Origin of the sequence: Sulfitobacter sp. AS59, assembly GCF_038899995.1 — a bacterium.
Lineage (GTDB): Bacteria > Pseudomonadota > Alphaproteobacteria > Rhodobacterales > Rhodobacteraceae > Sulfitobacter.
Map to the genome: position 1 here is coordinate 202,952 of NZ_JBBMQK010000001.1, position 26,150 is coordinate 229,101.

Consider the following 26,150-nt stretch of genomic DNA (forward strand, 5'->3'; position numbering starts at 1 on the left):
CTATGCTGACAACTGTCCTGCTGATTGTGGGGCTGGTGGCCCTTGTCCAATGGCGCGCTTACCGTCGTGAAGCCGCTGCGAATGCGCAATATCCCCCCATTGGGGAGTTACTGGATGTCGGCGGCACCAAGGTGCACGCACTGGTGCAGGGCAGCGGGCCTGATCTGGTGTTGATCCACGGCGCATCGGGCAACATGCGCGATTTCACCTTTGACATGGTTGATGAACTGGCCACCCGCTACCGCGTCATCCTGTTCGACCGCCCCGGCCTTGGCTGGACAGATGTTTTGCCGCAACATGCCGGTGCGTGGAACAAGCGCGCGGCTTCGCCCGCCGATCAAGCGGCGCTGCTCCAGCAAGCGGCCGATCAACTGGGCGTTCATAATCCGATTGTTTTGGGCCACTCTTATGGCGGCGCTGTCGCCTTGGCTTGGGGCTTGGCGCGGCCCGATCAGACCAGCGCACTCGTTCTCGTCTCTGCCGTGTCCGAGGAATGGCCCGGCAGCCTTGGCTGGCAATATCAGCTTACCGGATCGACCCTTGGCAGTGGTTTGTTGATCCCCGTCATCACGGGGTTCTGGCCTGAAAAACTGGTGCAGCACAGCATCGACAGTATATTCGCGCCGCAACCCAGCCCGGCGGGGTATATCAGTCATATCGGCCCCGACCTTGCCTTGCGCCGCGTATCGATGCGGGCCAATTCCCAACAGGTGAATTCGCTTTTACCACATATCAAGGAAATGGTCCCACGCTACAGCACCCTGACCATGCCGGTTGAGGTGATCCACGGCACCGCAGATACGATTGTGCCGATGGATATCCACGCCAAGGTGCTGATGACACAACTTCCCAATGCCCATCTGACCACCCTGCCCGGCATTGGCCATATGCCCCAACATGTTGATCACAGCGCGGTTTTTGACGCGATTGACCGCGCAACCGCGCGTGCGGGTTTGCGCTAGGGGCCGGAACGCTTCATAACAAGATAACAACACCACTCAGGAGGCCGCCATGGACCTGCCATTTGACGGGGCAATCAGCGCCTATTTCGAAAATGAAGCCCCCGATTCAATCCGCAAAGAAATCAAACGCGCGGAAAAGGACGATATTCTGGGCGACAGCTATCCGCATTCCGAACGGATGGGCCGCAAAAGCTATGACAAGGAAATGGCACGTCTGCAGATCGAACTGGTCAAATTGCAATCATGGGCGCGTGATACAGGCACCCGGATCGCCATGGTGTTCGAGGGGCGCGATACCGCTGGCAAGGGTGGCACGATTGAGCGTTTCCGTGAAAACCTGAACCCCCGCGAGGCGCATATCGTCGCCCTGCCCAAACCCACCGAAACCGAAATGGGTCAATGGTATTTCCAACGTTATATCCAGCACTTACCGAGTGCCGGTAACTCGGCCTTCTTTGACCGGTCGTGGTATAACCGTGGCGTGGTTGAGCCGGTATTCGGCTTTTGCACCGACGCGCAGCGTGAACATTTCTTCTCTCAAGTGGTGCCATTTGAACAGATGCTCGTGGATGACGGCATTCATCTGTTCAAGTTCTGGCTGAACGTCGGCCGCGCCGAACAGCTGCGCCGTATGCTGGCGCGCGAGCGTGATCCTCTCAAGCAGTGGAAGCTCAGCATGATCGACGTAAAAGGCCTTGCCAAATGGGATGCCTATAGCGCCGCGATCAGCGACACTCTGGCGCGCAGCCATAATGACGTCACCCCATGGACGGTCATTCGGTCAGACGACAAACGCCGCGCGCGCTTGCAGGCGATCCGCACGGTATTGCACGCGTTTGACTATGCGCAGAAAGACACCCGCGCGATTGGTGCCATAGACGATCAAATTTGCGGCGGACCGGATATTTGGGATGCCTAAACAAGGGTATCATCACGGCAATCTACGTCAGGCGCTGATCGACGCAGCGCTCGAACTGATCGAACTGCGCGGCCCCACGGGTTTCACCCTCTCCGAGGCCGCCAAACAAGCGGGCGTGACCCCCGCCGCCGTCTATCGGCATTTTGAGGGGCGCGAAGACCTGATTGCCGAAGGGGCGCTGCAAGGCTATGTGATTTTCGCGGATCTGATGGAGGCGGCGTATAATTCCGGCCAACCCTCCGCCCTCAAGGCGTTCGAGGCGACCAGCCGCGCCTATCTGGCTTTTGCCCGCGCCAACCCCGGCCATTACATCGCGATGTTCGAAAGCGGAATTTCCGTGAACCGCACACCCGAACTTGCCGCGGCTGCCAATCGGGCCAGTAATGTGCTGGAACAGGCGGCAAGCGATCTAAGCCAGCATATTCCCGTGGAAAAACGCCCGCCTGCGTCAATGTTCTCGGCCCATATCTGGGCGTTCAGCCACGGCGTGGTCGAACTTTTCGCACGAAACTCACCCGGCCGGGCATCGCCCTTTCCAGCCGATGAATTGCTGGAAAGCGGCGTTGGTATTTATCTGCGCGGATTGGGTTTGGTTGACCCCGACGCCTAGAGACGCGCCCTTAGGCCGCTGCGCGCCCTACCAGTTCCGATAGAACATCAGCCGCGATTTCAAAGGATTTAACCCGCGCCGCATGGTCGTGGATTTGCCCGGTCAGGATCATTTCATCCGGTTGATAGCGTTCAATCATCGCCGCCAGCTGCCTGCGCACGCTGTCGGGGCTGCCGACGGCAGTCACCCGTAACGCCTGATCGACCGCTTGGCGCATCTGCGTGCCAACTTCCGCGTCAATATCATCGACGGGGCGTGGCAGTTTTCCGGGTCTTCCCGTCCGCAACCGGACAAAGGCCTGCTGCATCGAGGTCCGCAAATACGCCCCCTGCGCATCCGTATCAGCGGCAAACACATTGGCGGCCAGCATGAAATGCGGCTTGGCCCATTGCGCCGACTGTTTAAAATCACGCCGGTAAATAGCGATCGCATCCTCCAGCGCGTCCGGCGCAAAATGCGAGGCAAACGCATAAGGCAAGCCAAAATGCGCCGCCAGCTGCGCCCCATAAAGCGATGATCCCAAAATCCAGATCGGCACATGGGTGCCTTGGCCCGGATGCGCCTTGACCGGGGCATTGGGCTGCGCTTCATCCAGATAGCTCATCAATTCGGCCACATCATCAGGGAACCGGTCGCCCCCCTGCATCCCGCGCCGCAGCGCATGATAGACGGCCTGATCGCCCCCGGGCGCGCGGCCCAAGCCCAGATCGATCCGGTCGCCATGGATCGTGGCAAGCGTGCCAAACTGCTCTGCAATGGCCAGTGGCGCGTGGTTGGGCAACATAATCCCGCCAGCCCCGACCCGGATCGTTGACGTGTGATCTGCCACATGGCCGATCAAAACGGATGTGGCCGCCGACGCAATCCCCGGCATGTTGTGGTGCTCGGCCATCCAATAGCGGTGATACCCTGCCGCCTCGGCCCGCTTTGCCAAATCAATCGTGTTTGCAATGGCTTGGCGCGCATCCGACCCTTCAGGGACGGGCGAAAGATCCAAAACAGAATAGCGCATGGGGATGTCTCCTTTAACCTTGCTGCCAATCTAAGCACGCGAGGGTCAAAACAAAACCACCCCGCCCGTTTCATTTTGCCAAATAAACTCTCCCCGAAGGGTCGGCCCGCCACAAGCACCATACGAAAAAGGCCGCCCCCGGGCAGGAGCGGCCTTTTCCAAATATTCTGAAGATAAAACTTAGCGCTTGGAGAACTGGAAGCTCTTACGCGCTTTGGCCTTACCGTATTTCTTACGTTCAACAACACGGCTGTCACGGGTCAGGAAGCCTGCCGCTTTCAGCGCGCCGCGCAAGGAGGGATCATAAAGCTGCAGTGCTTTGGAAACACCGTGCTTTACCGCGCCGGCCTGACCGGACAGACCGCCACCCTTAACAGTTGCAACAACGTCAAACTGACCGTCGGTGCCTGTGATGGTGAAAGGCTGTGCCAGGATCATCTGCAAAACGGGGCGTGCAAAATATTCGTTCTGCGCCTTACCGTTTACGATCACCTTGCCGGAACCTGGCTTGATCCAGACGCGGGCAACCGCATCTTTACGCTTGCCGGTTGCATAGGCACGGCCAAGCGCGTCACGGACGGGCTCGCGTGGGGTCATTTCAACTTCGGTGCCTTGAACAGCGCCGATGTTCTCGGTTACGGCCGCTTCGAGGCCTTCGAGTGTTTTGATTTCATCAGCCATGCTTATGCACTCCGCGTGTTTTTAGGGTTCATGGATTTCACGTCCAGAACCTCGGGGCTTTGCGCCTCGTGGGGGTGTTCGGAACCGGCATAAACGCGCAGGTTTGTCATGATCTGACGGCTCAGGCGGTTGCCAGGCAACATGCGCTTAACAGCCAAAGTCACGATACGCTCTGGGTGTGCACCCTCAAGGATTTGCGCCTTGGTGCGCTCTTTGATCCCGCCGGGGTGGCCAGTGTGCCAATAGAAGTTTTCTTCGCGCTTCTTGCCGGTCATCTGGATTTTCTCAGCATTGATAACGATGACGTTGTCGCCGCAATCCATGTGAGGTGTAAAGGATGCTTTGTGCTTGCCGCGCAAACGCATGGCGATGATCGATGCAAGACGGCCAAGGACAACGCCTTCAGCGTCGACGATGATCCATTTCTTATCGATATCTGCCGGTGTTGCAGAAAAGGTTTTCATGGAGGGAATTCCCGTTAATGTGGTGAAGGGGCCCGAAACGCGAACCCCGCTATCTGATGGCTGGGTTATAAACACGCCCCATGTCGCGTCAAGCGCAGCTTTTCCGAAATAATCGTTCAAAAACAATGTCTTGAAAATTAGGTATAATAATACCCCATAAAAATCACACGCTCAACTGCTCTGGCGGGTTATCCAGAAGCTGCCGCAGCCGCAAAATCGCGGCCTCATAGCTTTCTAGCGAAACACCTGCATTCACAGCCATCCGTACCGCATGGGGCGCGCGGGCGTCGCGGCTCACGAATTCCTCGGCCGATCTGATCTGCACCCCTCGCGCTTCGGCGGCTTGGCAAAACGCCCCTGCCCGCCAGCCTTGCGGCAAACGCAGCCAAAGATAGGGCACATTCGCCCGCCAGCTTACGTCATAGCCGCCCAGAATGTTCACAGCGCTTTGCACATAAACGTTAAAGCCCTGACGGGTGTTTTCGGCCAAGGTGTCGATTTGCGGATGGGTCAGCAGTTTCGCGCAGAGGTCAATCAACGGGGTGGCAAGGCCAAAGCAATTGTATTCGGCCACGCGGCGCAAATCGGGGGTGCGTCCTTCGGGGGCGACGGCAAAACCGATCCGCAAGGCTGGGGTCAGGATTTTCGCCAGTGACGAGATATACCAACCGCGTTCGGGTGCCAGCATGCGGTAGGTCGGTGCGCGTTCAACCCGCATCCGGTAACAATCATCCTCGACGATTTGAATGTCATATTTACGCGCGATCCGCACCAATTCATTGCGCCGTGCGACCGGGGTAAAGCCGCCGGTCGGGTTGTGGACTTCTGGCGAGGTACAAAAGATTTGCGCGTCGTGGTTTCTTGCGGCTTCCTCCATCGCCTCGGGGATCACACCATCGGCGTCCATCGCAAGCGGGATCACATCGGCGCGCAGCAGTTCGGCAGCGCGGCGAAAGCCGGGATAGGATAGCTCTTCGATCAAAATCGCGGGCCTGCGCCCTTGCAAGATCGCCTGAAACGCCAGCAACAGTGCATGTTGCCCGCCATGTGACAGAACCACATCGCTCTGATCAAAGGCCCCCATCGGCGTGCCGGTTAACCATCGCACCACAGCTTCGCGGGCCGGTTGCGCGCCGATACGGCTGGGGTAATGCATGATGCCCGACGGCGGTTCCTGCGCCACTTCGGCCAGCAGTTTGCGGATCAGCCGTGCCTGCCCGCCTGACGGCAAATGTGGAGAAAACATATTAACGTTATAGTGGTCATCGAGCTTTTGCGACTGGTGGGCGATGACATCAATTTCAATCGGGCCTTCGGGTTCGGGTGTTGGCGTCTTTGATGCAACAAAGGTGCCGCGCCCGACCTCGGCCAGCAAGGTGCCGCTTTCGGTTAGCATCGTATAGGCGCGCGCCACGGTGCCGGGGGTAATTTGTAAGGTCCACGCCAGATCGCGCACGGGGGGCAGTTTATCGCCCTCTTTCAGGTCGCCGGTTTCAATGCCTTGCCGAATGGCTGCAACGACAGCTTTGTACTTGGGCCCTGCCCCGTGATCCAGTGACGGCTGCCAAATTGTACCCATTACAATGTTTTCCTTTTCAAAATGTACTGCATTTTGTACCACTTTATTACGGTACACTCAACATTGTGTCAATACAATTAGATATTAAGGAGATTCTCATGACACAGACCCTTACCCTTTCCACTGAAACAGTGGCCATCCTGAACCAGCGCGGAACGCCTGTTCTAGCTGTTATTGCGGTAAAATTCGCGGTCTGCGTCACGAAAATGGCAACACGTCGCCGTACACGTCATGCTCTAAAACAGTTAGAGGCGTGGCAGTTGGATGACGTAGGACTGACACCTAAACAGGCTCATGATGAGTCTATTCGGGTGTTCTGGAAAGCGTAACGTCCCTGTGGCGCTAGCCAGACCTCTTCACTTGGGCCGGTATACACCGGCCCTTTTTTCAATTGTACCAAAGGTGTTTTGATACATTTATTTTGGCGGAATGGCATAGGTCAGCGATGCCCGCGCCACGGGTTGTTCCATCCCATCGGAAAACACCAGCACATCACACACCGACAGCAGTTTACCCAGCTTAAGAAGCCGTGTTTTGGCGATAAGATCGACGCCGGCTTCGGGTTTGCGCATGAAATCAATCGAACAGTTCGTTGTCACCGCCAACGCCTTTGGCCCGATCCGCGCAAGTGTCATCAGATAGGCGCTGACATCGGCCAGCGCGAAAATCGACGGGCCTGAAACCGTGCCACCTGGGCGCAAATGGCGGTCGCCGACCAGCAGCCGAGTGGTCAGGTCGGTTTCTCCCACATGGTCAATGGCAAAATCATCAGCGACTTGTTTAAACACGTCTTTCATAAAAACGGCGAGCGCATCGGCATCCATCATAATCGGCATACTTGTCTTCCTTCTTATGTCGGGGCTACGCTCTGGCAAATTGATCAGGAGGGCAAGATGACAATTCTCGAAGTTGAAAGTGACGGTGCGGTAGCAAGGTTAACCATGAATGCACCCGAGCGGTTGAATGCCCTCTCGGATGAAATGTTGGCGGCGCTGCAAACCACATTGGACGAGATCGCCGAGACGCCTTCGATACGGGTTGTCACCCTTGCCGGGCGGGGCAAGGCGTTTTGTGCAGGCCATGACCTCAAGCAGATGACCGCCATGCGCCAGACCCAAGACGGCGGCGCTGCGGCGTTCAAGGATCTGTTCGAACGGTGCAGCCGCGTGATGGCGGGCATTCAGTCGATGCCCCAGCCGGTGATCGCCCAAGTTCACGGGATCGCCACGGCAGCAGGGTGCCAATTGGTCGCGACCTGCGACATGGCCGTCGCCGCCGAAGGCACGCGGTTCGGCGTCAATGGCGTTAACATCGGCTTGTTTTGCTCGACCCCAATGGTCGCGCTTAGCCGTAACATCCCGCGCAAACACGCGTTTGAAATGCTCACCACCGGTGAATTTATCGAAGCATCCCGCGCGCAAGAGCTGGGGCTGATCAACCGTGTCGTGCCTGAACATGAGCTGGCCATGGAAACGCAAGCGCTGTCGGACCAGATCGCGGCCAAGCTGGGCGTGGCCGTCAAAATCGGCAAACAGGCATTTTACAATCAGCTGCAAATGCCCACCGATCAGGCCTATGCCTATACGGGCGATGTGATGGTCGAAAATATGCTGCACCGCGATACCGAGGAAGGGATCAGCGCCTTTCTGGAAAAACGTGATCCGGCGTGGGACCAGTAACCCCAGACTGTCGTTGGCCACGTTTAGGTTTTGGCGAGGTTCTATTGCATAGATACCGCCCCTGCCCTACATCGGCCGTATGACACAAACACTTCATATCATCGGCGGCGGAATGGCCGGATCAGAGGCCGCTTGGCAGGCCGCGAACGCTGGCATTCAGGTCGTTCTTCACGAGATGCGGCCCAAGGTCGGCACCTTTGCCCATCAGACCGGTTTACTGGGGGAAATGGTGTGTTCAAATTCGTTCCGTTCGGACGATAGCGAACAAAACGCGGTGGGACTGCTGCATTGGGAAATGCGCGCGGCCAACGGGTTGATTATGGCCACGGCCGAAAAACACCGCCTGCCTGCGGGCGGTGCGCTGGCCGTTGACCGTGACCCTTTCGCACAATCGGTAACCGACGCGCTGATGGCGCACCCCAATATCACCGTTGAATACGGCGAGATTACCGAGCTGCCCCGCGAGGGGCATTGGATTATTGCCACGGGGCCGCTGACCTCGGGCAATCTGGCGCAGGCCATCGCGGCTGAAACCGGGGCCGAGGCGTTGGCCTTTTTCGACGCCATCGCGCCGATCATCTATCATGACAGCATCGACATGAGCAAAGCGTGGATGCAATCACGCTATGACAAGGGCGAGACCGAGGAAGAGCGCACCGCCTACCTCAATTGCCCGATGACCAAGGATCAATACGAGGCGTTCATCGACGCCCTGCTGGCCGCCGATAAGACCGAATTTAAAGAAGGCGAAACTGCGGGCTATTTCGACGGCTGCCTGCCGATCGAGGTGATGGCGGAACGTGGCCGCGAGACCTTGCGGTTTGGCCCGATGAAGCCTGTCGGCCTGACCAATGCCAATGATCCGGAAAACAAACCCTATGCTGTGGTGCAGCTGCGCCGCGACAACAAACTGGGCACGCTGTACAACATCGTCGGTTTCCAGACCAAGATGAAATACGGTGCCCAGACCGAAGTGTTGCGGATGATCCCCGGCCTTGAAAACGCATCCTTTGCGCGGCTTGGCGGCATTCATCGCAATACATTCCTGAACTCGCCCACGTTGTTGGACGATCAGATGCGCCTGCGCAGCCAGCCCAATATCCGGTTTGCAGGGCAAATCACCGGCGTCGAAGGCTATGTTGAAAGTGCTGCCATGGGTCTGCTGGCCGGTCGTTTGGCCGTGGCCGAAATCAAGGGCGAAACCGCCACACCGCCCCCACCGACAACGGCAACCGGCGCGTTGATCACCCATATCAGTGGCGGCGCAGAGGCGAAAACCTTCCAGCCCATGAATGTCAATTTCGGGCTGTTTCCCCCGGTTGAAGGGCTGAAATCAGGCCGCCGTGGCCGCAAAGACCGCTACAAAGCCTATACCGACCGCGCCAAGGAAGACTGGCAGGCCTGGCTGAACGGCGCGCCCGTTTCCGCGTGAGCTTCGTCACCCGATTTGCGCCGTCCCCCACGGGGCCGCTGCATCTGGGGCATGCCTATTCCGCATTGCTGGCCCATGACATGGCGCGCGCGGCAGGTGGGCAGTTTTTGCTGCGGTTTGAAGATACGGATCTGGAGCGGTCAAAGCCGGAGTATGTCGCGCAGATCATCGATGATCTGACCTGGCTTGGCATCACATGGGACGCGCCACCCCTGATGCAGTCGGAACATTTTGACGCCTATAATCAAAGTGTTGAGGCACTGATTGCGCAGGGTTTAACCTATCCCTGCCGCTGCAGCCGCAAAGATATCACCGCCGCCTTGGCCGCCCCGCAAGAGGGTGCGCCGCACGCCGTCTATCCGCAGACCTGCAAGCACCGGAGCATGTCAGAGCGCGGCCCCACGGACGCGCTGCGCTTGCATATGGATCGCGCAATGGATGCCTTGGGCGGTGAGCCGTTGTCATTTACGGAGCTTGGCGACTTGAAGAAAGGCGTTCATGTCATTGATCGGGAAGAGATTATTGCATCTGTCGGCGATATTGTGATCGGGCGGAAAGATATTCAAACCGCGGCCTATTTCCTTGCCTCTGCCTTGGACGACATCACCCAAGGGATCACCCATGTGGTGCGGGGTGTCGACCTGTTTGAATTTACGCAAGTGCAGGTTTTGTTGCTGCATTTGCTTGGGCATAAACCACCGCTTTACCACCACCACAAACTGATCCGCGATGAACATGGCAAACGGTTGGCCAAACGCGACGACGCGCGGGCGATATCTCTCTATCGCTCCGAAGGGGCATCGCCGCAAGATATCCGATTAATGACAAGTGCTTAGCTGGCGTCGTTAATCCATCACGTCCAGTGTGATACGTTCAACACCATTATCGACCAAGGTGTAAAAGCAGTTCCGCCGCCCCGTGTGACACGCCGCACCGGTCTGGTTCACAACGACCAGCAGACAATCGCGGTCACAATCAATACGGAACTCGACCAGCTCTTGCACGTGGCCGCTGGTTTCGCCCTTGATCCAGAAAGATTGCCTCGAACGGCTCCAGTAGGTAACGCGGCCAGTGGCCAGCGTTTGGCTTACCGCATCGGCGTTCATCCATGCCATCATCAGCACTTCGCCCGATTCCGCATCTTGGGCGATTGCGGGGATCAGCCCGGCCTCGTTATATTTCAATGTGCTTGGATCGAATTCCATGGGGACCCCCAATTTATTTTTGCATCATCTGTTTAGTGGCTTATGTAGGGTGTACGCGCAGAAAGGAACAGCCATGAGTGCCGACACGGATCTGATCAAGCTCTACTCCGCCCGTATTTTGGGCTTGGCAGCTGACATTCCGCATGTCGGGCGGCTGGATCATCCCGATGCGACGGTCACGCGGCGCTCGCCCCTGTGTGGGTCGACCGTGACGGTGGATGTGGTCGTGAAAGACGGCAAGCTGGCCGAGATGGGCCAAGACGTCAAAGCCTGTGCATTGGGTCAGGCGGCGGCAGCGGTATCGGGTGCCGCGGCAATCGGTGCAACCTTGCCCCAGATCGAAACTGCGCGCGACCAGCTTAAGGCGATGCTCAAGGGCAAGGGCCCGGTTCCCGACGCGCCGTTCGATGGGTTCGAGGTACTGACCCCCGCTGTTGATTATAAAAACCGCCATGCGTCGATCCTGCTAACGATCGAAGCACTGGCCGAAGCCATGCAGCAAAGCCAGTCCGAAGGCGTTGCCGAGACTCGTTAATACTCCCGACAACGGTCTAAAAAAAACGCCGCACATCCAAAGGGATGGCGGCGCAGTCACGCTTTATTTGTGCAGGCTCGTGTTGATCCGGGTGCCGAGGGGACAATCGGCGTTTTCAACCAAGGACAGGCAGTGTGGTTGAACGCATAAAGTTTGGGACAGATGCGTTTCCTAGATCAATACGACACAAAGTGCGTAGGCAGAAGTCAAACAAAAGAGGGAATGTGCAACCCGGCAACAAGGATCACAACCAAGGCGGCCATACCAACAGCATCTTGCAAAATCGTATCTTGCGACCGTTTGGCGATGGCTTTGACTGTTCTAAACGTTGTCATCTGCGTCCTCCACTCTCTGTTGCCTCTTTGTTCTCATTTTTTTAACGCTGTGTAAAGAACTTTTTGAGAACATTTGCGAACAAAGAGTGTCGAAAACCGCTAACCCACTGTAATCAAACGGATCGCCTCATCCTGCCGCATGAGCCACAATAACATCCGCGCGGCCTGCCCCCGGTGGCTTGCCAGTTCGGGGTCATCGGCCAGCAATTTGCGGGCGTCGGATTGGGCGGTTTGCATCAATGCTGCCTGACGTTCCAGATCGGCGACCCGAAAACGCGGAACACCCGATTGTGCCGTACCGATCAAATCGCCTGTGCCGCGCATCTTTAGATCGGTTTCGGCGATCACAAACCCGTCCTCCGTCTCGCGCAGGACCTCTAACCGTTGTTTGCCTGTCTCGCTTAGTGGGGATTTGTACAGCAGCAGGCAGGTCGATTCCGCCTGCCCCCGCCCCACACGGCCGCGCAGCTGGTGCAACTGCGCCAAACCAAAGCTTTCGGCGCGTTCGATCACAATGATGCTGGCATTGGGCACGTCAACGCCAACCTCGATCACCGTCGTGGCAACCAGCACCTTGGTTTCACCATTCTGGAACGCCCGCATGGCGGCGTCTTTTTCGGTGGGCGGCATCTGCCCGTGCACCAAGCCAACTACGCCTTCGCCCAGTGCTGCGCGCAGACGTTTAAACCGCTCCTCGGCCGCGATCAGGTCGCTGACTTCGCTTTCTTCGACGAGCGGACAAACCCAATAGCATTGCCGCCCTTCGTTAACGGCGGCGCGCAGGCGTTCGACCACTTCGGGAATGCGGTCGGTACTGACCAAGGCCGTGCGGATCGGTTTGCGCCCCGCTGGCTTTTCATCCAAGACCGACACGTCCATATCCCCATATTGCGCCAGGGCGAGGGACCGGGGGATCGGCGTTGCCGTCATCACCAAGACATCGGCCAGATGTCCCTTTTGCCCCAGCTCAAGCCGTTGCCGCACGCCAAAACGGTGCTGTTCATCAACCACGGCAAGGCGCAGATCGGCAAAGCTGACATCGGCCTGAAATACGGCATGGGTGCCGACCAAAATCTGGATCGCACCACTGGCCAAGGCCGCGAGCTTGGCCCGGCGTTCGGCCCCTTTGTCCCTGCCGGTCAGGATTTCCAGAACCACACCGGCTTGTTCAGCAAGCGGTTGCAGCCCCTCAAGATGCTGACGTGCAAGGATTTCTGTCGGGGCCATCAACACGCCCTGCCCGCCGGATTCGACCGCCGCAAGCAGCGCCATAAAGGCGACCAAGGTCTTGCCCGCGCCCACATCGCCCTGCAACAGCCGGTTCATGCGCTGCGGGCTGGCCATATCCGCGGCGATCTCGGCAATTGCACGGGTCTGCGCGGTGGTCGGCTTGTAGGGTAACGCCGCCAGAACCCGTTTTTGGAGCTCACCAGTCCCTTGGCTAGGCCTGCCCTTTTTGCGGCGTTCCTTGGCGCGGGCCAGGGCCAGCGTTAACTGATGCGCCATGAATTCATCATAGGCCAACCGTTCCCGTGTGGGGGCCGTCGCCGATAAATCGGCCATGGTTTCAGGGTCATGGGCGGCGCGGATCGCCACGTTGAAATCGGGCCAACCGGCCTTGGCTTTCTGCGACGGATCAATCCATTCGTCAAATTCGGGTGCCCGGGCCAGCGCCGCCCGCGTGGCCTTGTACATCAGTTTTTGCGTGATCCCGCTGGTTAACGGATAGACAGGCTCGAACGCGGGTACCTGGTCCGCTTCGTCCTCGGCCACCATGAAATCGGGGTGCACCATCTGTGCCATCCCGTCGAATAATTCGACCCGCCCGGACACAATCCGGCGCGATCCTTCGGGCAATTGGCGCTTAAGATAATCCCCGCGCGCGTGGAAAAACACCAGTTGAAACGACGTTTGCGAATCTTCGACATGGATGCGGTACGCGCCGGTTTTATTGGCCGCTGGCCGGTGTGGGCCGACGGTGATGGCCACGGTCACCGTGTCGGGCAAAATCGCGTCTTTGATGGTCGGCCGCAGTTGCCGGTCAATCCCGGAATATGGCAATGTAAACAGCAGGTCACGCGGCGCGAGAATGTTCAACTGTGCGAAATGCTGCGCCGTTTTCGGCCCTACCCCTTCGAGGGTTTCAAGCCCCGCGAACAGCGGGAAAAGGGGTTCGGGCCGGCCCGTCATAAGCCTGCAATCAGGTCAAGCCATTCGTCTTCGTCCAATGTTTTGATCCCCAGATCAGCCGCCTTTTTCGCCTTGGAACCGGCCCCCGGCCCGGCCACCAAGATGTCGGTCTTGGCACTGACCGATCCCGACACCTTCGCGCCCAAACGTTCCGCGCGCGCTTTGGCTTCCGCGCGGCTCATTTTCTCAAGCGTGCCGGTAAACACAATCGTTTTGCCCGCGACAGGCGACCCTTCGGTCGATGGGCGCTTGGTCTCTTGAATGGTTAACTCCGCCACAAGCCGGTCAATCGACGCGCGCTCGGCCTCTTGGTTAAAGCTGTTAACCAAAGATTTCGCCATCACCGCACCCACGCCATCGACACCAATCAGATCATCCCAAGCGGGCCCTTCCATCGGTGCTGCTTGGGCCATCGCGGCCTCGAACGCGTCCCACGTGGTGTAATGCTGGGCCACAAGGTTTGACGCAGCTTCGCCCACATGGCGAATTCCAAGGGCGAAAATCAGCCGAGACAGCGGTATTTTACGCTTATCCTCAATCGCCTGAAACAGCTTGTCGGCGGATTTATCCCCCCAACCTTCGCGGTTTTTCAACTGCTGCATGCCGCTGCCATAACGTTCTTTCAGCGTAAAAATATCCGCAGGCTCGGCGATCCATCCGTCAGTATAGAACTGTTCGACCTGTTTTGCGCCCAAACCATCAATGTCAAACGCCGCACGTGACACAAAATGCTTCAACTTTTCGACAGCTTGCGCCGGACAAATCAGCCCACCTGTGCAGCGGCGGACGGCATCCCCTTCTTCGCGGATCGCATCGCTGCCGCATTCGGGGCATATGGTTGGAAATTCATAGGGTTCGGCATCGGCAGGGCGTTTGCTCAGATCAGTATCTGCAATTTTAGGGATTACATCGCCCGCGCGATACACCTGCACCCAATCGCCGATGCGTATGTCTTTGCCGTCCCTGATTTTGTTGCCCTTGCTGTCCAGCCCTTTGATATAATCCTCGTTATGCAGCGTCGCGTTTGACACGACGACACCGCCTACCGTGACCGGTTTCAACCGCGCAACGGGTGACAAGGCACCGGTGCGACCGACTTGAATTGTGATATCTTCAAGCCGTGTCCAAGCCAGTTCAGCGGGGAACTTATGCGCAATGGCCCATCGCGGCGTTGTTGACCGAAAGCCCAAACGCTCTTGCAACGACAGATCATTTGTTTTGTAGACCACGCCATCAATGTCATAGCCAAGTGTCGCGCGCTGTTCTTCGATCTTCGCATAATGGTCGATAAGATCCTGCGGCGTTTTGCAGATTTCTGTCAGCGCATTTACCGAAAAACCAAACGCCTCAAGCTGTTTGATCGCGCCATATTGGGTATCCGACAGTGGTGCCGATAATGCACCCCATGCATAAGCAAAAAACTTTAGCGGGCGCGACCGGGTAATCTCAGCATCCAGCTGACGCAGAGACCCCGCCGCCGCATTGCGCGGATTGGCAAAGGGTTTGCCGCCGTTGGCCAGTTGACGTTCGTTCAGCGCCTCAAAATCGGCGTGGCTCATATATACTTCGCCGCGCACCTCAAGCAGGTCGGGTGCGCCGTCCAGCTTTTGGGGGATATTGTCGACGGTCTTGGCATTTGCTGTCACATTTTCGCCGACGGCCCCATCGCCGCGCGTGGCCGCCTGCACCAAAACCCCATTTTCATAGCGAAGCGATAAAGACAGGCCATCGATCTTTGGCTCTGCCGTGTATTCAAGCTCTGCTTCTTGCGACAGACCCAGATACTTTCGAATCCGCGCATCGAAATCGATCACGTCCTCATCATCGAACGCGTTGGACAGCGACAGCATCGCAACCGCATGGGTGACCTTGGAAAACCCCTCGGACGGTACAGCCCCTACCTGCTCGCTGGGGCTGTCGGGGCGCTTCAGCGATGGAAACCGTTCTTCAATTTGCGCATTGCGCAGCTTGAGCCGGTCATATTCCGCGTCACTGATCCGGGGCGCGTCCTCGCCGTGATAATCCAAGTTGGCCTGGCGTAGGATAGCGGCCAGCGCTTCCAACTCAGCCCGTGCTTGGGTTTCCGTCAGGTCTTGAACGGCGATATCTGAATTCAAAGCACTGCCCCAGTTTACTGTCACTACTGGTGCATAAATACGCAGGCATCTTTCGCAGGTCTAGCAGATATCGCGCTCAGAAGATTAAAGCCCGACAGCCATCTTTTCTTGGCCCGACATCGCATCCGGTTCCGGATCGCGCAAAACATAACCACGGCCCCACACGGTTTCGATGTAGTTTTCACCACCCGTGGCGACGCTTAGCTTTTTACGCAGTTTGCAAATAAAGACGTCGATAATCTTCAGCTCGGGCTCGTCCATGCCGCCATATAAGTGGTTCAGGAACATTTCTTTGGTCAATGTCGTGCCTTTGCGCAGGCTCAGCAGTTCAAACATCTGGTATTCTTTGCCCGTCAGATGCACGGTCTTTTGATCCACAGTCACAGTCTTGGCGTCCAGATTAACCGAAATTTTTCCTGTATTGATGACAGATTGCGAATGCCCCTTGGACCGCCGGATAATCGCGTGAATGCGTGCGACCAGTTCTTCGCGGTGAAACGGCTTTGTCAGATAATCGTCAGCGCCAAAACCAAATCCCTTGATCTTGCTTTCGGTATCGTCGGACCCCGAAAGGATCAGGATCGGCGTTTCAATCCGGCTCAGCCGCAGCTGGCGCAGCACCTCGTGCCCGTTCATATCCGGCAAATCCAGATCGAGCAGGATAAGATCGTAGTCATACAGTTTTGCCAGATCGATCCCTTCCTCCCCCAAATCTGTTGCATAGGTGTTCAAATTGGCGTGGGTCAGCATCATTTCGATGCTTTTCGAGGTTGTAGGATCGTCTTCTACCAGCAATACGCGCATTCGGTTTCTCCGCTACTTCAATCTTTGCTCTACCAAAGCATACCGTGGACAAAAACAATTAATCACACGTTAATGGCATATGATTTGCAGCAAAACAACCTAGAGTTGCCTATATTTCTGCAAGGCCGTTGTACGCAAGGCAGCCTCCCCATGTTCTGACACAGCACGAACCCATTCAAGGAACTCGTCTTCACTGATGTTATATCTCTCAAATACATCAGATTGGCTAATCAATCCATAGACTACACCACGCACCACCGCTGCTTTGCGGGATGCAACCCATCTGCAGGTCGCCCGATCGGGCAAATCTGCATGGCTGAACGTTGTCCCGTCCGGCAATGTGACCGCCCTCGGCCCGTCGACTTTCTTTAGATACATACCATCTACCACCATTCACCAATCCTAGTCATAAAAGCGATTGTTAAACGGCAGCCTTAAAGACATATGAAGTGCCCCCTTGAGAATACAGCGCATTTTCTTATATATCGCATCAAACCTCCCGGAGAATTGTCATGCCACTCGATCGCACACCGCCGTTGAACTCATTGGGCTTTGCAAAAGCCCCGGCCGATACGCGTGTTGTCGTCGCCATGTCCGGGGGCGTCGACAGTTCGGTCGTGGCCGCCATGCTGGCCGAGGAAGGCTATGATGTCGTCGGCGTCACCCTGCAGCTTTACGACCACGGCGCGGCCCTGGCGAAAAAGGGCGCATGCTGTGCAGGGATCGACATTCACGACGCGCGCCGCGTGGCCGAGGACATGGGTTTCCCCCACTATGTGCTCGACTATGAAAACGTGTTCAAAGACGCGGTGATCGACGAATTCGCCGACAGCTATCTGGGCGGCGCGACCCCGGTCCCCTGCATTCGCTGCAACGAACGGGTGAAATTCAAAGACCTGCTTGAAACCGCCAAGGATCTGGATGCTGATTGCATGGCGACAGGCCATTATATCCAACGCAAGATGGGTGAAAACGGTGCCGAACTGCACTGCGCCGCCGATGCTAACCGCGATCAAAGCTATTTCCTGTTTTCCACGACCAAAGAACAGCTCGACTATCTGCGTTTTCCCTTGGGGCACCTGCCCTCCAAGAACGATACGCGTGCGCTGGCGGAAAAATACGGGCTGAGCGTGGCGGATAAACCCGACAGCCAAGACATCTGTTTTGTGCCCAATGGTGATTACGCTGCCGTCATCCGCAAACTGCGCCCCGAGGCCGCAAATCCCGGTGATATCGTTGATACAGACGGCAATGTTCTGGCCCGTCATGATGGTGTGATCAATTATACCATCGGGCAACGTCGCGGGCTTGGCATTGGTGGCCTCGCCGATCCGCTCTACGTGGTCCGTCTTGATGCGGACAAGGCCCAAGTCGTCGTCGGCCCGAAATCCATGCTCGCCACACGCACGGTCCCCCTGCGCGAGATCAACTGGCTTGGCGACACCCCGTTGATGTCGAAATCCGAATGGCCAATCGCCGTCAAAGTCCGCTCAACCCGCCCGCCGATCGACGCCATCCTGCGCCCGATCAGCGACACCACAGCCGAGGTTGAATTGCTGGTCCCCGAGGAAGGTATTTCCCCGGGCCAAGCTTGCGTCTTCTATGACCCAGACAGCTCGCGCATCTTTGGCGGCGGATGGATCCACAAAGGCTAAACTATTTCCAAATGGACTAAAATCCCGGGGAGTTTGAGGGGCAGCGCCCCTCATGCGTCGCTTGAAACCAGTCCCATACGGCCCAAAACGGCCCGTGCAGCGCGCAAACCGGGGGCTTCACCACCCTGCCCCAACCGCGCCATCGTCAGGGCCATGGCGGCCCTCTGTGCATCCGGTGCCTCAAAGACATCCCTTAATCCGCCTGCAATCCGGTCCGGCGTGCAGTCTGGCCCTAAAAACTCTGGCACCACACGCGTGTCAGAGACCAAGTTCACCAAGGTCACCGTATCAATCAACGCCATCGCCTTGATCAAACGAAAGCTGAGCCAATGCATGCGGTAGGCAATGACCATCGGGGTCGCAGCGGCGGCAAGTTCCAGCGAAACCGTACCTGACGCCGCCAGCGCCAAGTCCGCCGCGCGGAATGCAGCCAGCTTGCGGGCTTGTGCATCCTCTCGACTTAGCCCGCGTGGATCGAGGATGACCGGCGCGACCGCCCAATCCTGACAGGCATCAATCACCGCATCTGCAACGGGGCCCGCCGCAGGGATAACAACGCGCAAATCCGGCACGGTTTTGGCAAACTGCGCCACCGCATCGCCGAACACACCCGACAGTTTAGCTACCTCTGACCGCCGTGATCCGGGCAAAACCATCAACAGCGGTGCGTCGCCAATACCGGCCTCTGCACGAAACGCCTGCGCTTCGCCCTGCGTCGCGACGGGTTCGGCCACCACGGGGTGCCCCACGAAATCGCAGTCCATGCCTTCGGCTTGCATCAACGGTGTTTCAAACGGGAATAGCGCCAGCACGTGATCGATGTAGCGCGCCATCTTTTTGGCCCGACCGGGGCGCCATGCCCAGACCGTGGGGGCGACGTAATGAACCGTGCGAATGTCAGACTTGGCCTTGACCCGCTTGGCCACGCGCAGCGAAAAATCAGGGCTATCGATGGTGATCATCACGTCGGGCTTGGCGGCGATCACGGCCTCGGCAGTCTCGTTGATCCGGGCCATCAAGGCGCGGTATTTCGGCAGGATCTCGGCGATGCCCATAACCGACAGTTCCGACATGTCGAACCGGCTTTGCAGCCCCTCAGCGGTCATGTCACTGCCGCCGATCCCCTCAAACGTCACATCAGGGCGCAAGGTTTTTAGCCCCGCCATCAGCGCACCACCCAAACGATCCCCAGAAGGTTCGCCCGCGATGATAAACGCCTTCATTCCGGTGCCCGCGCCCAAAGGACCAGCCCCAGATCATCCGCAAGGGAAGCGCAGCGTTCAGGCTCTAGGACAATCACCCCGCCTGCTGCGATCACGACACCGGCAAGGCCCGCTTTATGGGCAGCCTCAAGCGTCGCGGGGCCAATGGTGGGCATGTCGATCAGACGGCTTTGGCCGTGTTTTGGCCCTTTGAACAGGATGGCGCGGGAGGTTTTCACCCGCTCGGGCAAGGTGGCCAGAAGATGATCGGTGCCGCCGATGGCTTCGATCCCGAAGACCTGACCACCGCCAACAACACAGCATTGTCCGACGTCCAAGGGCGCAAGGGTCGCAACCACTTGGGCGGCACGCGCGGCGTCTTGTTCCATCGCGGCGTCAGGTTCCTGCGCGCCCAGAACACCGGCCTTTGCCAAAAGATCAGGGGCCAAATCATGGGCTGCAATAACCGTCATGCCGGCTTGTTCGAAGATCTCGATCAGCACGCGCAGGGCACCGTCGTCCCCTGCCGCCAAGGCCTTTTGGAACATCGGCACCAGCGGCATGGTATCCGCATCGAGCTTTGACGGATCAAAGCGCGGGCGCGGTACGCTGCCACAGAAGCAGACGCGGGAAACGCCCTTTTCTGTCAAGGCTTTAATCAAGCTGCCAAGGGTTTCCAGCCGGAAGGTCAGCGCGGGTGTCAGCCCTTCGACGGGCACATCCTCATAGGCACAAACCAGCGGTGCTTCGGCCTGCGTATCTGCCACCCGTTGGGGCAGTCCGCCGCCCCCAGCGATCAGCGCTAGCATCAGCCCGGCGTCAGGAAATGGCGGCCCGTGTCGGCCATAACGAAATCGACGATCTCGCGTACATAGTCGCTTTCGGTTTCGCCGCCCAAGCGCTGCGCGCGGTCGTGGAACGTTCCCTCGCCCTGCGCCAACATTTGGAACGCGGCCCTAAGGGCGGTGATGTCGCTGCGCGCAACGCCGCGCCGTTTCAGCCCGACAAGGTTCAAACCGTCCAAGGCACCACGTGGGGCCTGCACCAGCCCGTATGGGATCACATCATTGGTCACCATGGTCACGGCACCGATAATGGCCCCGTGGCCGATGCGTACGAATTGATGGATACCCGCAAGCCCGCCGATGATCACGTCATCATCGATGATACAGTGGCCCGCAACGGCGCTGCTGTTGGCCATGATCACCCGGTCGCCCAGAATGGCGTCATGCGCAACGTGGCAGCCTGCCATGAACAGACCGTCGTCACCGATCTTGGTCAGCCCGCCACCGCCTTCGGTGCCGCAGTTCATGGTCACATGTTCACGGATGCGGTTGCGCTTGCCAATCACCAGACGGCTGGCCTCGCCCTTGAATTTCAAATCTTGGGGAATCTCACCGATCACGGCGAACTGAAAGATAACCGTGCCCTCGCCCACCTCGGTCTGGCCGGTGACGATGGCGTGGGATTTCAGAATGACATCCGCATGCAGCACAACCTGAGGGCCAACAACGCAAAACGGCCCGACGGTGGCCGACGGATCAATCTGCGCGCCCTCTTCGATAACCGCACTGGGGTGAATATGACCCATCAGGACATGTCCATCATAGCGGTGAATTCGACCTCGGCCGCCATTTCGCCCTCGACGCTGGCCACGCCGCCAAAGCGCCAGACCTTGCCGCCGGGCTTGCCGCGCAGGGTTTTCAGCTCCATCCGCAGAACGTCGCCCGGGATAACCTTGCGGCGGAATTTGCATTTGTCGATGGCCATGAAATAGACCTTCATTTCCTTATCCGCCATCTCAAGCGTCACACCGACCATCACAGCGGCGGTTTGTGCCATCGCCTCGACGATTGTGACGCCGGGCATGATCGGCATGCCGGGGAAATGCCCCTGAAAATGCGGTTCGTTCATGGTCACGTTTTTCAGGCCCACGGCGCTGTCGGTACCTTGGATATCGACCACCTTATCGACCAGCAAAAACGGGTAACGGTGGGGAATGATCCGCTGGATCATCTGGATGTCAGCGCTTGGCAGGGTGTCAGTCATTGCGGGTCCTGTCTTTTGAAAAACTACGTCTGGCTAGCAATATTGCTGCGCTTGAGCAAGCGGGCGGTCTAGTCTTTGCCACTGCCCAGTGATGCATTCAGGCGTGCGATGGCCTGATTTGTGATGTCGATGGCGTTGGCACTTACGAAAACAGAGCGGCGTTCAAGGATCACGGCCGCCCCTGTGTCTCGCATCAACTCCTCCAGTACGGGGCTGGCGGCGTTTAGGAACACTTCGCGTTCCTGATCCACCAGATCGCTCAACGCCCGGCTCTTGGCAGCCTGTGCCTGACGGGTTTGCTGTACCTTTTCGTCAAAGGCATTTGCCAGCAAACGAAAGGCTTCGGCGTTCATGGTTTTGCGCAGCGCGGTCAGCCGTTCTTCTTCTGTCTCCAGATCGCGTTCGATCTTGCGGTTTTCGTTGGAGAGTTCCGCGCTTTGGGCTTCGATTTCCGCAGCAACCCGCAGACCAAAGGCGCTTTCGTTGAAAACGCGGTCGGAATCAATGGTCAGGATTGGGCTTTGGATCAAGGCGCGGGCGGCGGGGCCACCTGCCTGTTGCGAAAATCCCGGCCCTGTCAAAAGAGACAAAGCCGGGATCAAACATATTATAAATCGGTTCAGACGCATCTGGCCATCAGAACTGGGTTCTTAGGGTAACTTCGAACGATTGTTCCTGATCGTAGTCTTCCTTTTGCAGGGCCTTCGACACGTTGAACTGCAATGGCCCGACAGGGGTTTCCCAGAACAAGGATACGCCGATAACATGGCGGAAGGAGCCGTCTTCACCGACAATTGTGCCGCCTGTCGTATTTACGTCGGACAGGTCCCAAAGGTTGCCAACGTCATAGAACACACCGCCCGAGATGCCGTATTCTTCGGGCAGACCGATGGGGAATTCAGCCTCGAACCGGGCAACCACATAGAGGTTACCGCCAAGCGCATCGTCATAGGTGCCGCTTTGGTCACGTGGACCGATGCCACCGGATTCAAAGCCACGCATGATCGACGGGCCAAGCAAGAAACGGTCAACGACGCGGTTGTTGCCTTCGCTCCACGCCAATGCCCCGCCTTCAAGGCTGGCACGCAAGGTAACTTCCTCGTTCAGGATCTGCTTTTCACCAACAACCTTGGCTGTGGTTTTAACAAATTTGGAATCGCCACCCAGTCCGGCAAAATCCTGACCAAATTGCAGCAATACGCCCGAGGTCGGGTCGATACCGGCACGGCGTGTGTCATAGCTGTAGGTATAGCCAAGCGACGACGCCGTTTGCGCACCCGCAGCGATATCATTGCTGATAACCGGGCCCTGCTCTGGCGTCTCGCGTTCGATCATCTCAAAGTCTTCAAACGTATAGCGCAGCTGTAGGCGACCATTTTCGCTGACCGGGAAGGTCAGGCTGGGGCTAAAGGTCAGACGCTCGGAATCAAAGGTCGCGTAGGACGAATTGGTTTCCGCGTAATCCAGGTTCAGACCAAAGGCCACGTCGCGGCCCAGCAGGCTGGGTTCAATAAAGCCCAACCCATAGCGTTTTGCATCTTCTGCGGTGCTAACGGTCAGGTTCAGTTTTTGCCCACGCCCAAGGAAGTTATCCTCGGCAAAGCTGATCGCGACACCGACCCCGTCCGTGGACGAGAACGAGCCACCAAAGTTCAGCGACCCGGTTGGTTTTTCAACAACGTTGACGTCGATCACCACCTGTTCGGGGCTTGACCCTTCACGGGCATTAACCTCTGCGGTTTCGAAATAATCAAGCGCGCGGATGCGTTCGGCACTGGCGCGGATTTCGCGGGGATTGAACGGGTCACCTTCGACGCTGTCAAACTGACGACGCACAACACGGTCCATCGTTGTTGTGTTGCCCTCAATATCGATCCGTTCGACAAAAACACGCGGGCCACGGGTGATGCGGTATTCCACATCCAAGGTCAGGGTGCGATCGTTTCGCGTAATCACTGGTTCGATCCGCATGAAATCGATGCCGTCACGGATCGCCTGGCGTTCCATCCGCGCAATATCCGTTTCAACCAAGGTGGGTGAATAGACAGCACCGGATTTGGCTTTGACGATGTTCTGGTAAACGGCAGGATCGACGCCGTTGATTGTCGATGTGACCGACATATCACCGAACTTGAATTGCTGGCCTTCTTGGATGTTGAACTGAACGAAATAGCCGTCCCGTTCTTCGGTCAGCTGGGCGTTTACCGCCGAAATCCGCATGTCGACATAGCCGCGCGAGTTATAGAAATCACGCAGCATCTGCCGGTCAATATCCGTGCGCTGCGCAACAAAAGTGTCGCGTTTGATCAAGAAGCGGAACAAGCCGGCCTGTTTGGTGCCTAGGACACGGCGCAAGCGGCGGTCCGAATAGACGCGGTTGCCGACAAAGCTCAGGCGCTCGATCTCGACGTTGTCGCCTTCGAAAATTTCAAACACCAGATCAACGCGGTTTTGGCTGCGGCGAATGACCTTGGGCTGGACCCGCGCCGAAATGCGGCCATCGTTGCCATAGGCCTCGGCGATGGCATTAGCGTCTTTTTCGGCTTGCGTCGGGTTAAACACGCGGCGCGCGTCCGATCCGATCATGGCAGCCAGCGCTTCGTCCTTGATACGGGCGTTACCCTCAAAGCTGATGCGGTTGATCGTGGGGTATTCAACAACGGTAATCACCAAGGTGCCGCCGCGCGGTTCAATCGTAACCGATTCAAACAGACCGCTGGCCTGCAGATTTTGATAGGCGTCGTTCAATTGACCACCCGACACAGCCCGGCCCCGTGCGATTCCGGCGCGGCTTAGAACGGCGCTGTCGCCGATCCGGTTATTGCCTTCGATCTGGATCGTACTGAACTGGTAATCCTGGGCGTGCCCTTGCGACCCTGGAACAAGCCAAGCCACTGACAGCATTACACAAAATGAAGCGTTCCGCAGAGATTTTGAGAATGGCACTACCGCCGACTTCTGGACGGAATTGCCCAACCCGTTTTCATGCCCCATTTTATACACCTGTATTTAATTCAATTTTGAATCTGATTAGACAAATTAATGCCCGTTGTCAAAAGCAAGAAGCCGATGAAGCCCCCCAAATCAGGGCTTCAATCGGCTTGTCTCATCATCAGATTGTAACAGGCGGCGACCCTTAGGCAGAGCCGAGATACGCACCAGCAGCCAGCGCAAATGCCAAAGCGCCCAAGTACAGGGCACGATCCCAGTTCAGATCAACCAAAAGGCTTAGGCCACGGTAGTTGGATTTGATGGCAGTCATGAGATACCCCTTTGCTCACATAGCAAAGGGGATACGCATCAAATAAGGCGAAACTTTTCGTCAATTGTGGCAATATTGTGGCGTTTGCGACATTTTGGCCTTTACGGGCAGAACAGATCGTTCCCAAGGGCAAAGACCATCAGCCCCAAAACAAGTGTTAAGCCGATGGTCATCAGGATCCGCAATGCGCCATCGCTTGGCGGCTTACCGGTGACGGCCTCGTAGGCATAAAACACCAGATGGCCCCCGTCCAAGGCTGGGATCGGGAACAGGTTCAACAGGCCCACCGCCGTTGACAACACCGCGATGAAATAGATGAACGATTGCGCGCCCTGCGACGCCATCGCGCCAGAAGTTTGGGCGATTCCGACCGGCCCAGACAGATTGCAGGTGCTGATATTCCCGATGATCATGTGCTTGAGGCCGGAAATCGACCCTTCGATAATACGGCCCGTGTTGGCCACGCCGGACCACAGCGCATCCAGCACGCCGGGGGTTGTGGTGGCCGCATCAAAGGCGGTGCCGCCTGCAATACCAATCCGCGTCTGCGACTTGAAACTGCCGTCGGGCTGGGGTTCATCAATCACTTTGGGGCGCATGGTGAACTCAAGCGTTTCGCCGTCGCGCCATACGGTCAGCAACAACGCCCTGCCCTCGGATGCTTCCACGAATTTCTTGAGCTGGCTAAAGGCAAAAATCGGCACGCCATCAACGCCGGTGATCACGTCACCCGCCATCAATCCGGCCTCATAGGCGGCCGATTGTGGCATGACCTGCTTGATCAAGGTCGGCATAATGTAAGGGCCCGGCACTGTCATCTGTTGGCCGTCGCGCATCACGTCGTAATACAGCGGCTGAGCCAGTGGGATGGCGTCAAAAGCGTCGGCATACGCGGTGACATCATCGGCAGACGGGATCGAAATACCCGCAACTGATAGAATCTCATCCCCCGACTGCAGCTGCGATTCCACAAACGGTAAGGGACGTATGTCACCAATGGTCAGCGGATCCTTTGGCACCCCGACTTGCAAGGCGATCACCGTGAAAATGATAATGGACATGGCAAAGTTGAACAACGGACCCGCCGCAACCGTGGCCGCACGTGCCCAAAGCGGGGCACCGTGCATTGTGCTGCGCAGGCGCGCGGGATCGTCCTGCGCCGCCGCCATCGCCGTTTCATCCTTGCCGGAGGCCGCATTCGCATCGCCCGCAAATTTTACATATCCGCCAAAAGGAAGTGCCGCGATCTGCCAAACGGTACCGCGTTTATCGACACGGCTGTACAGAACCGGCCCGAACCCCAGCGAAAACACATCAGCGTGAATGCCCGACCACCGCCCGACAATATAGTGGCCGTATTCATGGATCGCGACGATCACGGACAGCGCGATAATAAACGCCAGCAAAGTCCAGATCAGCCCGCCAAATTGGGGTATCAGTGCAAAAATATCCAAAACG

Annotated in this window: 28 protein-coding genes; 9 read left to right on the plus strand and 19 right to left on the minus strand. The window is 57.5% G+C overall.

Annotation, left to right across the window (positions count from 1 at the left end; translation table 11 throughout):
- Positions 1-2: 2 nt before the first annotated feature.
- Genes WNY39_RS01040 through WNY39_RS01050 form a run of 3 tightly spaced genes read left to right on the plus strand, consistent with a single transcriptional unit; the run spans position 3 to position 2,491 of the window.
- Positions 3-962 carry an alpha/beta hydrolase gene (locus WNY39_RS01040; protein ID WP_342843339.1) on the plus strand — a complete coding sequence of 320 codons (960 nt, stop codon included), beginning with the start codon at positions 3-5 and terminating at the stop codon, positions 960-962.
- A gap of 49 nt (positions 963-1,011) precedes the next feature.
- Positions 1,012-1,881 carry a polyphosphate kinase 2 gene (gene ppk2 / locus WNY39_RS01045; protein WP_342843341.1) on the plus strand — a complete coding sequence of 290 codons (870 nt, stop codon included), beginning with the start codon at positions 1,012-1,014 and terminating at the stop codon, positions 1,879-1,881.
- Positions 1,874-2,491: a TetR/AcrR family transcriptional regulator gene (locus WNY39_RS01050; RefSeq protein ID WP_341235116.1), complete on the plus strand. Its 618-nt coding sequence runs from the start codon at positions 1,874-1,876 to the stop codon at positions 2,489-2,491. The genes ppk2 and WNY39_RS01050 overlap by 8 nt, the downstream gene beginning before the upstream one ends.
- A 10-nt stretch (positions 2,492-2,501) precedes the next feature.
- Here WNY39_RS01050 and WNY39_RS01055 read toward each other — a convergent pair whose 3' ends face one another.
- From WNY39_RS01055 to WNY39_RS01070, 4 genes are all read right to left on the minus strand, one after another.
- Positions 2,502-3,503 (minus strand): LLM class flavin-dependent oxidoreductase, encoded by a 1,002-nt coding sequence (locus tag WNY39_RS01055; RefSeq protein WP_342843343.1) that lies wholly within the window; start codon positions 3,501-3,503, stop codon positions 2,502-2,504.
- 180 nt (positions 3,504-3,683) lie between these two features.
- Positions 3,684-4,184 (minus strand): 30S ribosomal protein S9, encoded by a 501-nt coding sequence (rpsI, locus tag WNY39_RS01060; RefSeq protein ID WP_342843345.1) that lies wholly within the window; start codon positions 4,182-4,184, stop codon positions 3,684-3,686.
- 2 nt (positions 4,185-4,186) lie between these two features.
- A complete protein-coding gene (gene rplM / locus WNY39_RS01065) occupies positions 4,187-4,648 on the minus strand; it encodes a 50S ribosomal protein L13 (protein WP_341235113.1) in 462 nt (153 codons plus the stop codon).
- A gap of 163 nt (positions 4,649-4,811) precedes the next feature.
- Positions 4,812-6,227, minus strand: a complete 1,416-nt coding sequence (locus WNY39_RS01070; protein ID WP_342843348.1) for a PLP-dependent aminotransferase family protein — start codon at positions 6,225-6,227, stop codon at positions 4,812-4,814.
- A 98-nt stretch (positions 6,228-6,325) separates the two neighbouring features.
- Here WNY39_RS01070 and WNY39_RS01075 point away from each other — a divergent pair, with 98 nt between their 5' ends.
- A complete protein-coding gene (locus tag WNY39_RS01075) occupies positions 6,326-6,556 on the plus strand; it encodes a DUF1127 domain-containing protein (protein ID WP_341235111.1) in 231 nt (76 codons plus the stop codon).
- 87 nt (positions 6,557-6,643) lie between these two features.
- On the opposite strand, the gene WNY39_RS01080 is transcribed toward WNY39_RS01075, so the two are convergent.
- Positions 6,644-7,063 carry a PaaI family thioesterase gene (locus WNY39_RS01080; protein WP_342843351.1) on the minus strand — a complete coding sequence of 140 codons (420 nt, stop codon included), beginning with the start codon at positions 7,061-7,063 and terminating at the stop codon, positions 6,644-6,646.
- A 57-nt stretch (positions 7,064-7,120) separates the two neighbouring features.
- On the opposite strand from WNY39_RS01080, the gene WNY39_RS01085 reads away from it, so the two are divergent.
- The 3 genes from WNY39_RS01085 to gluQRS all read left to right on the plus strand — a co-directional run bounded on the left by WNY39_RS01085 (position 7,121) and on the right by gluQRS (position 10,174).
- Positions 7,121-7,906: an enoyl-CoA hydratase gene (locus WNY39_RS01085; protein ID WP_342843353.1), complete on the plus strand. Its 786-nt coding sequence runs from the start codon at positions 7,121-7,123 to the stop codon at positions 7,904-7,906.
- A gap of 79 nt (positions 7,907-7,985) precedes the next feature.
- Positions 7,986-9,338: a methylenetetrahydrofolate--tRNA-(uracil(54)-C(5))-methyltransferase (FADH(2)-oxidizing) TrmFO gene (gene trmFO, locus WNY39_RS01090; RefSeq protein ID WP_342843355.1), complete on the plus strand. Its 1,353-nt coding sequence runs from the start codon at positions 7,986-7,988 to the stop codon at positions 9,336-9,338.
- Positions 9,335-10,174 (plus strand): tRNA glutamyl-Q(34) synthetase GluQRS, encoded by an 840-nt coding sequence (gene gluQRS / locus WNY39_RS01095; RefSeq protein WP_342843357.1) that lies wholly within the window; start codon positions 9,335-9,337, stop codon positions 10,172-10,174. The genes trmFO and gluQRS overlap by 4 nt, the downstream gene beginning before the upstream one ends.
- A 9-nt stretch (positions 10,175-10,183) precedes the next feature.
- Here the strand turns inward: gluQRS and hisI are convergent, their stop codons facing one another.
- Positions 10,184-10,543: a phosphoribosyl-AMP cyclohydrolase gene (gene hisI / locus WNY39_RS01100; protein ID WP_342843359.1), complete on the minus strand. Its 360-nt coding sequence runs from the start codon at positions 10,541-10,543 to the stop codon at positions 10,184-10,186.
- Positions 10,544-10,616: 73 nt separating this feature from the next.
- Here hisI and WNY39_RS01105 point away from each other — a divergent pair, with 73 nt between their 5' ends.
- Positions 10,617-11,078, plus strand: coding sequence for an iron-sulfur cluster assembly scaffold protein (locus WNY39_RS01105; RefSeq protein WP_342843361.1), 462 nt, complete (start codon positions 10,617-10,619; stop codon positions 11,076-11,078).
- Between the two features lie 206 nt (positions 11,079-11,284).
- Here the strand turns inward: WNY39_RS01105 and WNY39_RS01110 are convergent, their stop codons facing one another.
- From WNY39_RS01110 to WNY39_RS01130, 5 genes are all read right to left on the minus strand, one after another.
- Positions 11,285-11,413 carry a hypothetical protein gene (locus WNY39_RS01110; protein WP_257884172.1) on the minus strand — a complete coding sequence of 43 codons (129 nt, stop codon included), beginning with the start codon at positions 11,411-11,413 and terminating at the stop codon, positions 11,285-11,287.
- Positions 11,414-11,512: 99 nt separating this feature from the next.
- On the minus strand, positions 11,513-13,603 hold the full coding sequence (recG, locus tag WNY39_RS01115) for an ATP-dependent DNA helicase RecG (RefSeq protein WP_342843364.1): 2,091 nt from the start codon (positions 13,601-13,603) through the stop codon (positions 11,513-11,515).
- Positions 13,600-15,720: an NAD-dependent DNA ligase LigA gene (ligA, locus tag WNY39_RS01120; RefSeq protein WP_342843366.1), complete on the minus strand. Its 2,121-nt coding sequence runs from the start codon at positions 15,718-15,720 to the stop codon at positions 13,600-13,602. The genes recG and ligA overlap by 4 nt, the downstream gene beginning before the upstream one ends.
- Positions 15,721-15,804: 84 nt before the next feature.
- Positions 15,805-16,524 carry a response regulator transcription factor gene (locus WNY39_RS01125; RefSeq protein WP_341235102.1) on the minus strand — a complete coding sequence of 240 codons (720 nt, stop codon included), beginning with the start codon at positions 16,522-16,524 and terminating at the stop codon, positions 15,805-15,807.
- A 99-nt stretch (positions 16,525-16,623) separates the two neighbouring features.
- Positions 16,624-16,902, minus strand: a complete 279-nt coding sequence (locus tag WNY39_RS01130; RefSeq protein WP_342844331.1) for a DUF1153 domain-containing protein — start codon at positions 16,900-16,902, stop codon at positions 16,624-16,626.
- A gap of 134 nt (positions 16,903-17,036) precedes the next feature.
- On the opposite strand from WNY39_RS01130, the gene mnmA reads away from it, so the two are divergent.
- Positions 17,037-18,179, plus strand: a complete 1,143-nt coding sequence (gene mnmA, locus WNY39_RS01135; RefSeq protein ID WP_342843368.1) for a tRNA 2-thiouridine(34) synthase MnmA — start codon at positions 17,037-17,039, stop codon at positions 18,177-18,179.
- 50 nt (positions 18,180-18,229) lie between these two features.
- Here the strand turns inward: mnmA and lpxB are convergent, their stop codons facing one another.
- From lpxB to rseP, 8 genes are all read right to left on the minus strand, one after another.
- Complete coding sequence (lpxB, locus tag WNY39_RS01140) at positions 18,230-19,402, minus strand: lipid-A-disaccharide synthase (protein WP_342843369.1); 1,173 nt, start codon at positions 19,400-19,402, stop codon at positions 18,230-18,232.
- Positions 19,399-20,190, minus strand: a complete 792-nt coding sequence (lpxI, locus tag WNY39_RS01145; protein WP_342843371.1) for a UDP-2,3-diacylglucosamine diphosphatase LpxI — start codon at positions 20,188-20,190, stop codon at positions 19,399-19,401. Before lpxI ends, lpxB begins: the two co-directional genes overlap by 4 nt.
- Positions 20,190-20,972, minus strand: a complete 783-nt coding sequence (gene lpxA / locus WNY39_RS01150) for an acyl-ACP--UDP-N-acetylglucosamine O-acyltransferase (RefSeq protein WP_342843373.1) — start codon at positions 20,970-20,972, stop codon at positions 20,190-20,192. The genes lpxI and lpxA overlap by 1 nt, the downstream gene beginning before the upstream one ends.
- Entirely contained in the window at positions 20,972-21,430 is a 459-nt protein-coding gene (gene fabZ / locus WNY39_RS01155; RefSeq protein ID WP_341235097.1) for a 3-hydroxyacyl-ACP dehydratase FabZ, read from the minus strand. The genes lpxA and fabZ overlap by 1 nt, the downstream gene beginning before the upstream one ends.
- A gap of 68 nt (positions 21,431-21,498) precedes the next feature.
- Complete coding sequence (locus tag WNY39_RS01160; protein WP_342843375.1) at positions 21,499-22,020, minus strand: OmpH family outer membrane protein; 522 nt, start codon at positions 22,018-22,020, stop codon at positions 21,499-21,501.
- A gap of 46 nt (positions 22,021-22,066) precedes the next feature.
- Positions 22,067-24,334, minus strand: coding sequence for an outer membrane protein assembly factor BamA (bamA, locus tag WNY39_RS01165; protein WP_342843376.1), 2,268 nt, complete (start codon positions 24,332-24,334; stop codon positions 22,067-22,069).
- Between the two features lie 232 nt (positions 24,335-24,566).
- Positions 24,567-24,692: a hypothetical protein gene (locus WNY39_RS01170; RefSeq protein WP_342843378.1), complete on the minus strand. Its 126-nt coding sequence runs from the start codon at positions 24,690-24,692 to the stop codon at positions 24,567-24,569.
- A 101-nt stretch (positions 24,693-24,793) separates the two neighbouring features.
- Positions 24,794-26,146 carry an RIP metalloprotease RseP gene (gene rseP / locus WNY39_RS01175; RefSeq protein WP_342843380.1) on the minus strand — a complete coding sequence of 451 codons (1,353 nt, stop codon included), beginning with the start codon at positions 26,144-26,146 and terminating at the stop codon, positions 24,794-24,796.
- Positions 26,147-26,150 lie beyond the last annotated feature (4 nt).

Excerpts from the sequence above, each read along its gene's own strand:
- WNY39_RS01040 (WP_342843339.1), top strand. The coding sequence starts at position 3 with ATGCTGACAACTGTCCTGCTGATTGTGGGGCTGGTGGCCCTTGTCCAA.
- ppk2 (WP_342843341.1), top strand. The coding sequence starts at position 1,012 with ATGGACCTGCCATTTGACGGGGCAATCAGCGCCTATTTCGAAAATGAA.
- WNY39_RS01050 (WP_341235116.1), top strand. The coding sequence starts at position 1,874 with ATGCCTAAACAAGGGTATCATCACGGCAATCTACGTCAGGCGCTGATC.
- WNY39_RS01055 (WP_342843343.1), bottom strand. The coding sequence starts at position 3,503 with ATGCGCTATTCTGTTTTGGATCTTTCGCCCGTCCCTGAAGGGTCGGAT.
- rpsI (WP_342843345.1), bottom strand. The coding sequence starts at position 4,184 with ATGGCTGATGAAATCAAAACACTCGAAGGCCTCGAAGCGGCCGTAACC.
- rplM (WP_341235113.1), bottom strand. The coding sequence starts at position 4,648 with ATGAAAACCTTTTCTGCAACACCGGCAGATATCGATAAGAAATGGATC.
- WNY39_RS01070 (WP_342843348.1), bottom strand. The coding sequence starts at position 6,227 with ATGGGTACAATTTGGCAGCCGTCACTGGATCACGGGGCAGGGCCCAAG.
- WNY39_RS01075 (WP_341235111.1), top strand. The coding sequence starts at position 6,326 with ATGACACAGACCCTTACCCTTTCCACTGAAACAGTGGCCATCCTGAAC.
- WNY39_RS01080 (WP_342843351.1), bottom strand. The coding sequence starts at position 7,063 with ATGCCGATTATGATGGATGCCGATGCGCTCGCCGTTTTTATGAAAGAC.
- WNY39_RS01085 (WP_342843353.1), top strand. The coding sequence starts at position 7,121 with ATGACAATTCTCGAAGTTGAAAGTGACGGTGCGGTAGCAAGGTTAACC.
- trmFO (WP_342843355.1), top strand. The coding sequence starts at position 7,986 with ATGACACAAACACTTCATATCATCGGCGGCGGAATGGCCGGATCAGAG.
- hisI (WP_342843359.1), bottom strand. The coding sequence starts at position 10,543 with ATGGAATTCGATCCAAGCACATTGAAATATAACGAGGCCGGGCTGATC.
- WNY39_RS01105 (WP_342843361.1), top strand. The coding sequence starts at position 10,617 with ATGAGTGCCGACACGGATCTGATCAAGCTCTACTCCGCCCGTATTTTG.
- WNY39_RS01110 (WP_257884172.1), bottom strand. The coding sequence starts at position 11,413 with ATGACAACGTTTAGAACAGTCAAAGCCATCGCCAAACGGTCGCAAGAT.
- recG (WP_342843364.1), bottom strand. The coding sequence starts at position 13,603 with ATGACGGGCCGGCCCGAACCCCTTTTCCCGCTGTTCGCGGGGCTTGAA.
- WNY39_RS01125 (WP_341235102.1), bottom strand. The coding sequence starts at position 16,524 with ATGCGCGTATTGCTGGTAGAAGACGATCCTACAACCTCGAAAAGCATC.
- WNY39_RS01130 (WP_342844331.1), bottom strand. The coding sequence starts at position 16,902 with ATGTATCTAAAGAAAGTCGACGGGCCGAGGGCGGTCACATTGCCGGAC.
- mnmA (WP_342843368.1), top strand. The coding sequence starts at position 17,037 with ATGCCACTCGATCGCACACCGCCGTTGAACTCATTGGGCTTTGCAAAA.
- lpxB (WP_342843369.1), bottom strand. The coding sequence starts at position 19,402 with ATGAAGGCGTTTATCATCGCGGGCGAACCTTCTGGGGATCGTTTGGGT.
- lpxI (WP_342843371.1), bottom strand. The coding sequence starts at position 20,190 with ATGCTAGCGCTGATCGCTGGGGGCGGCGGACTGCCCCAACGGGTGGCA.
- lpxA (WP_342843373.1), bottom strand. The coding sequence starts at position 20,972 with ATGGGTCATATTCACCCCAGTGCGGTTATCGAAGAGGGCGCGCAGATT.
- fabZ (WP_341235097.1), bottom strand. The coding sequence starts at position 21,430 with ATGACTGACACCCTGCCAAGCGCTGACATCCAGATGATCCAGCGGATC.
- bamA (WP_342843376.1), bottom strand. The coding sequence starts at position 24,334 with ATGCTGTCAGTGGCTTGGCTTGTTCCAGGGTCGCAAGGGCACGCCCAG.
- WNY39_RS01170 (WP_342843378.1), bottom strand. The coding sequence starts at position 24,692 with ATGACTGCCATCAAATCCAACTACCGTGGCCTAAGCCTTTTGGTTGAT.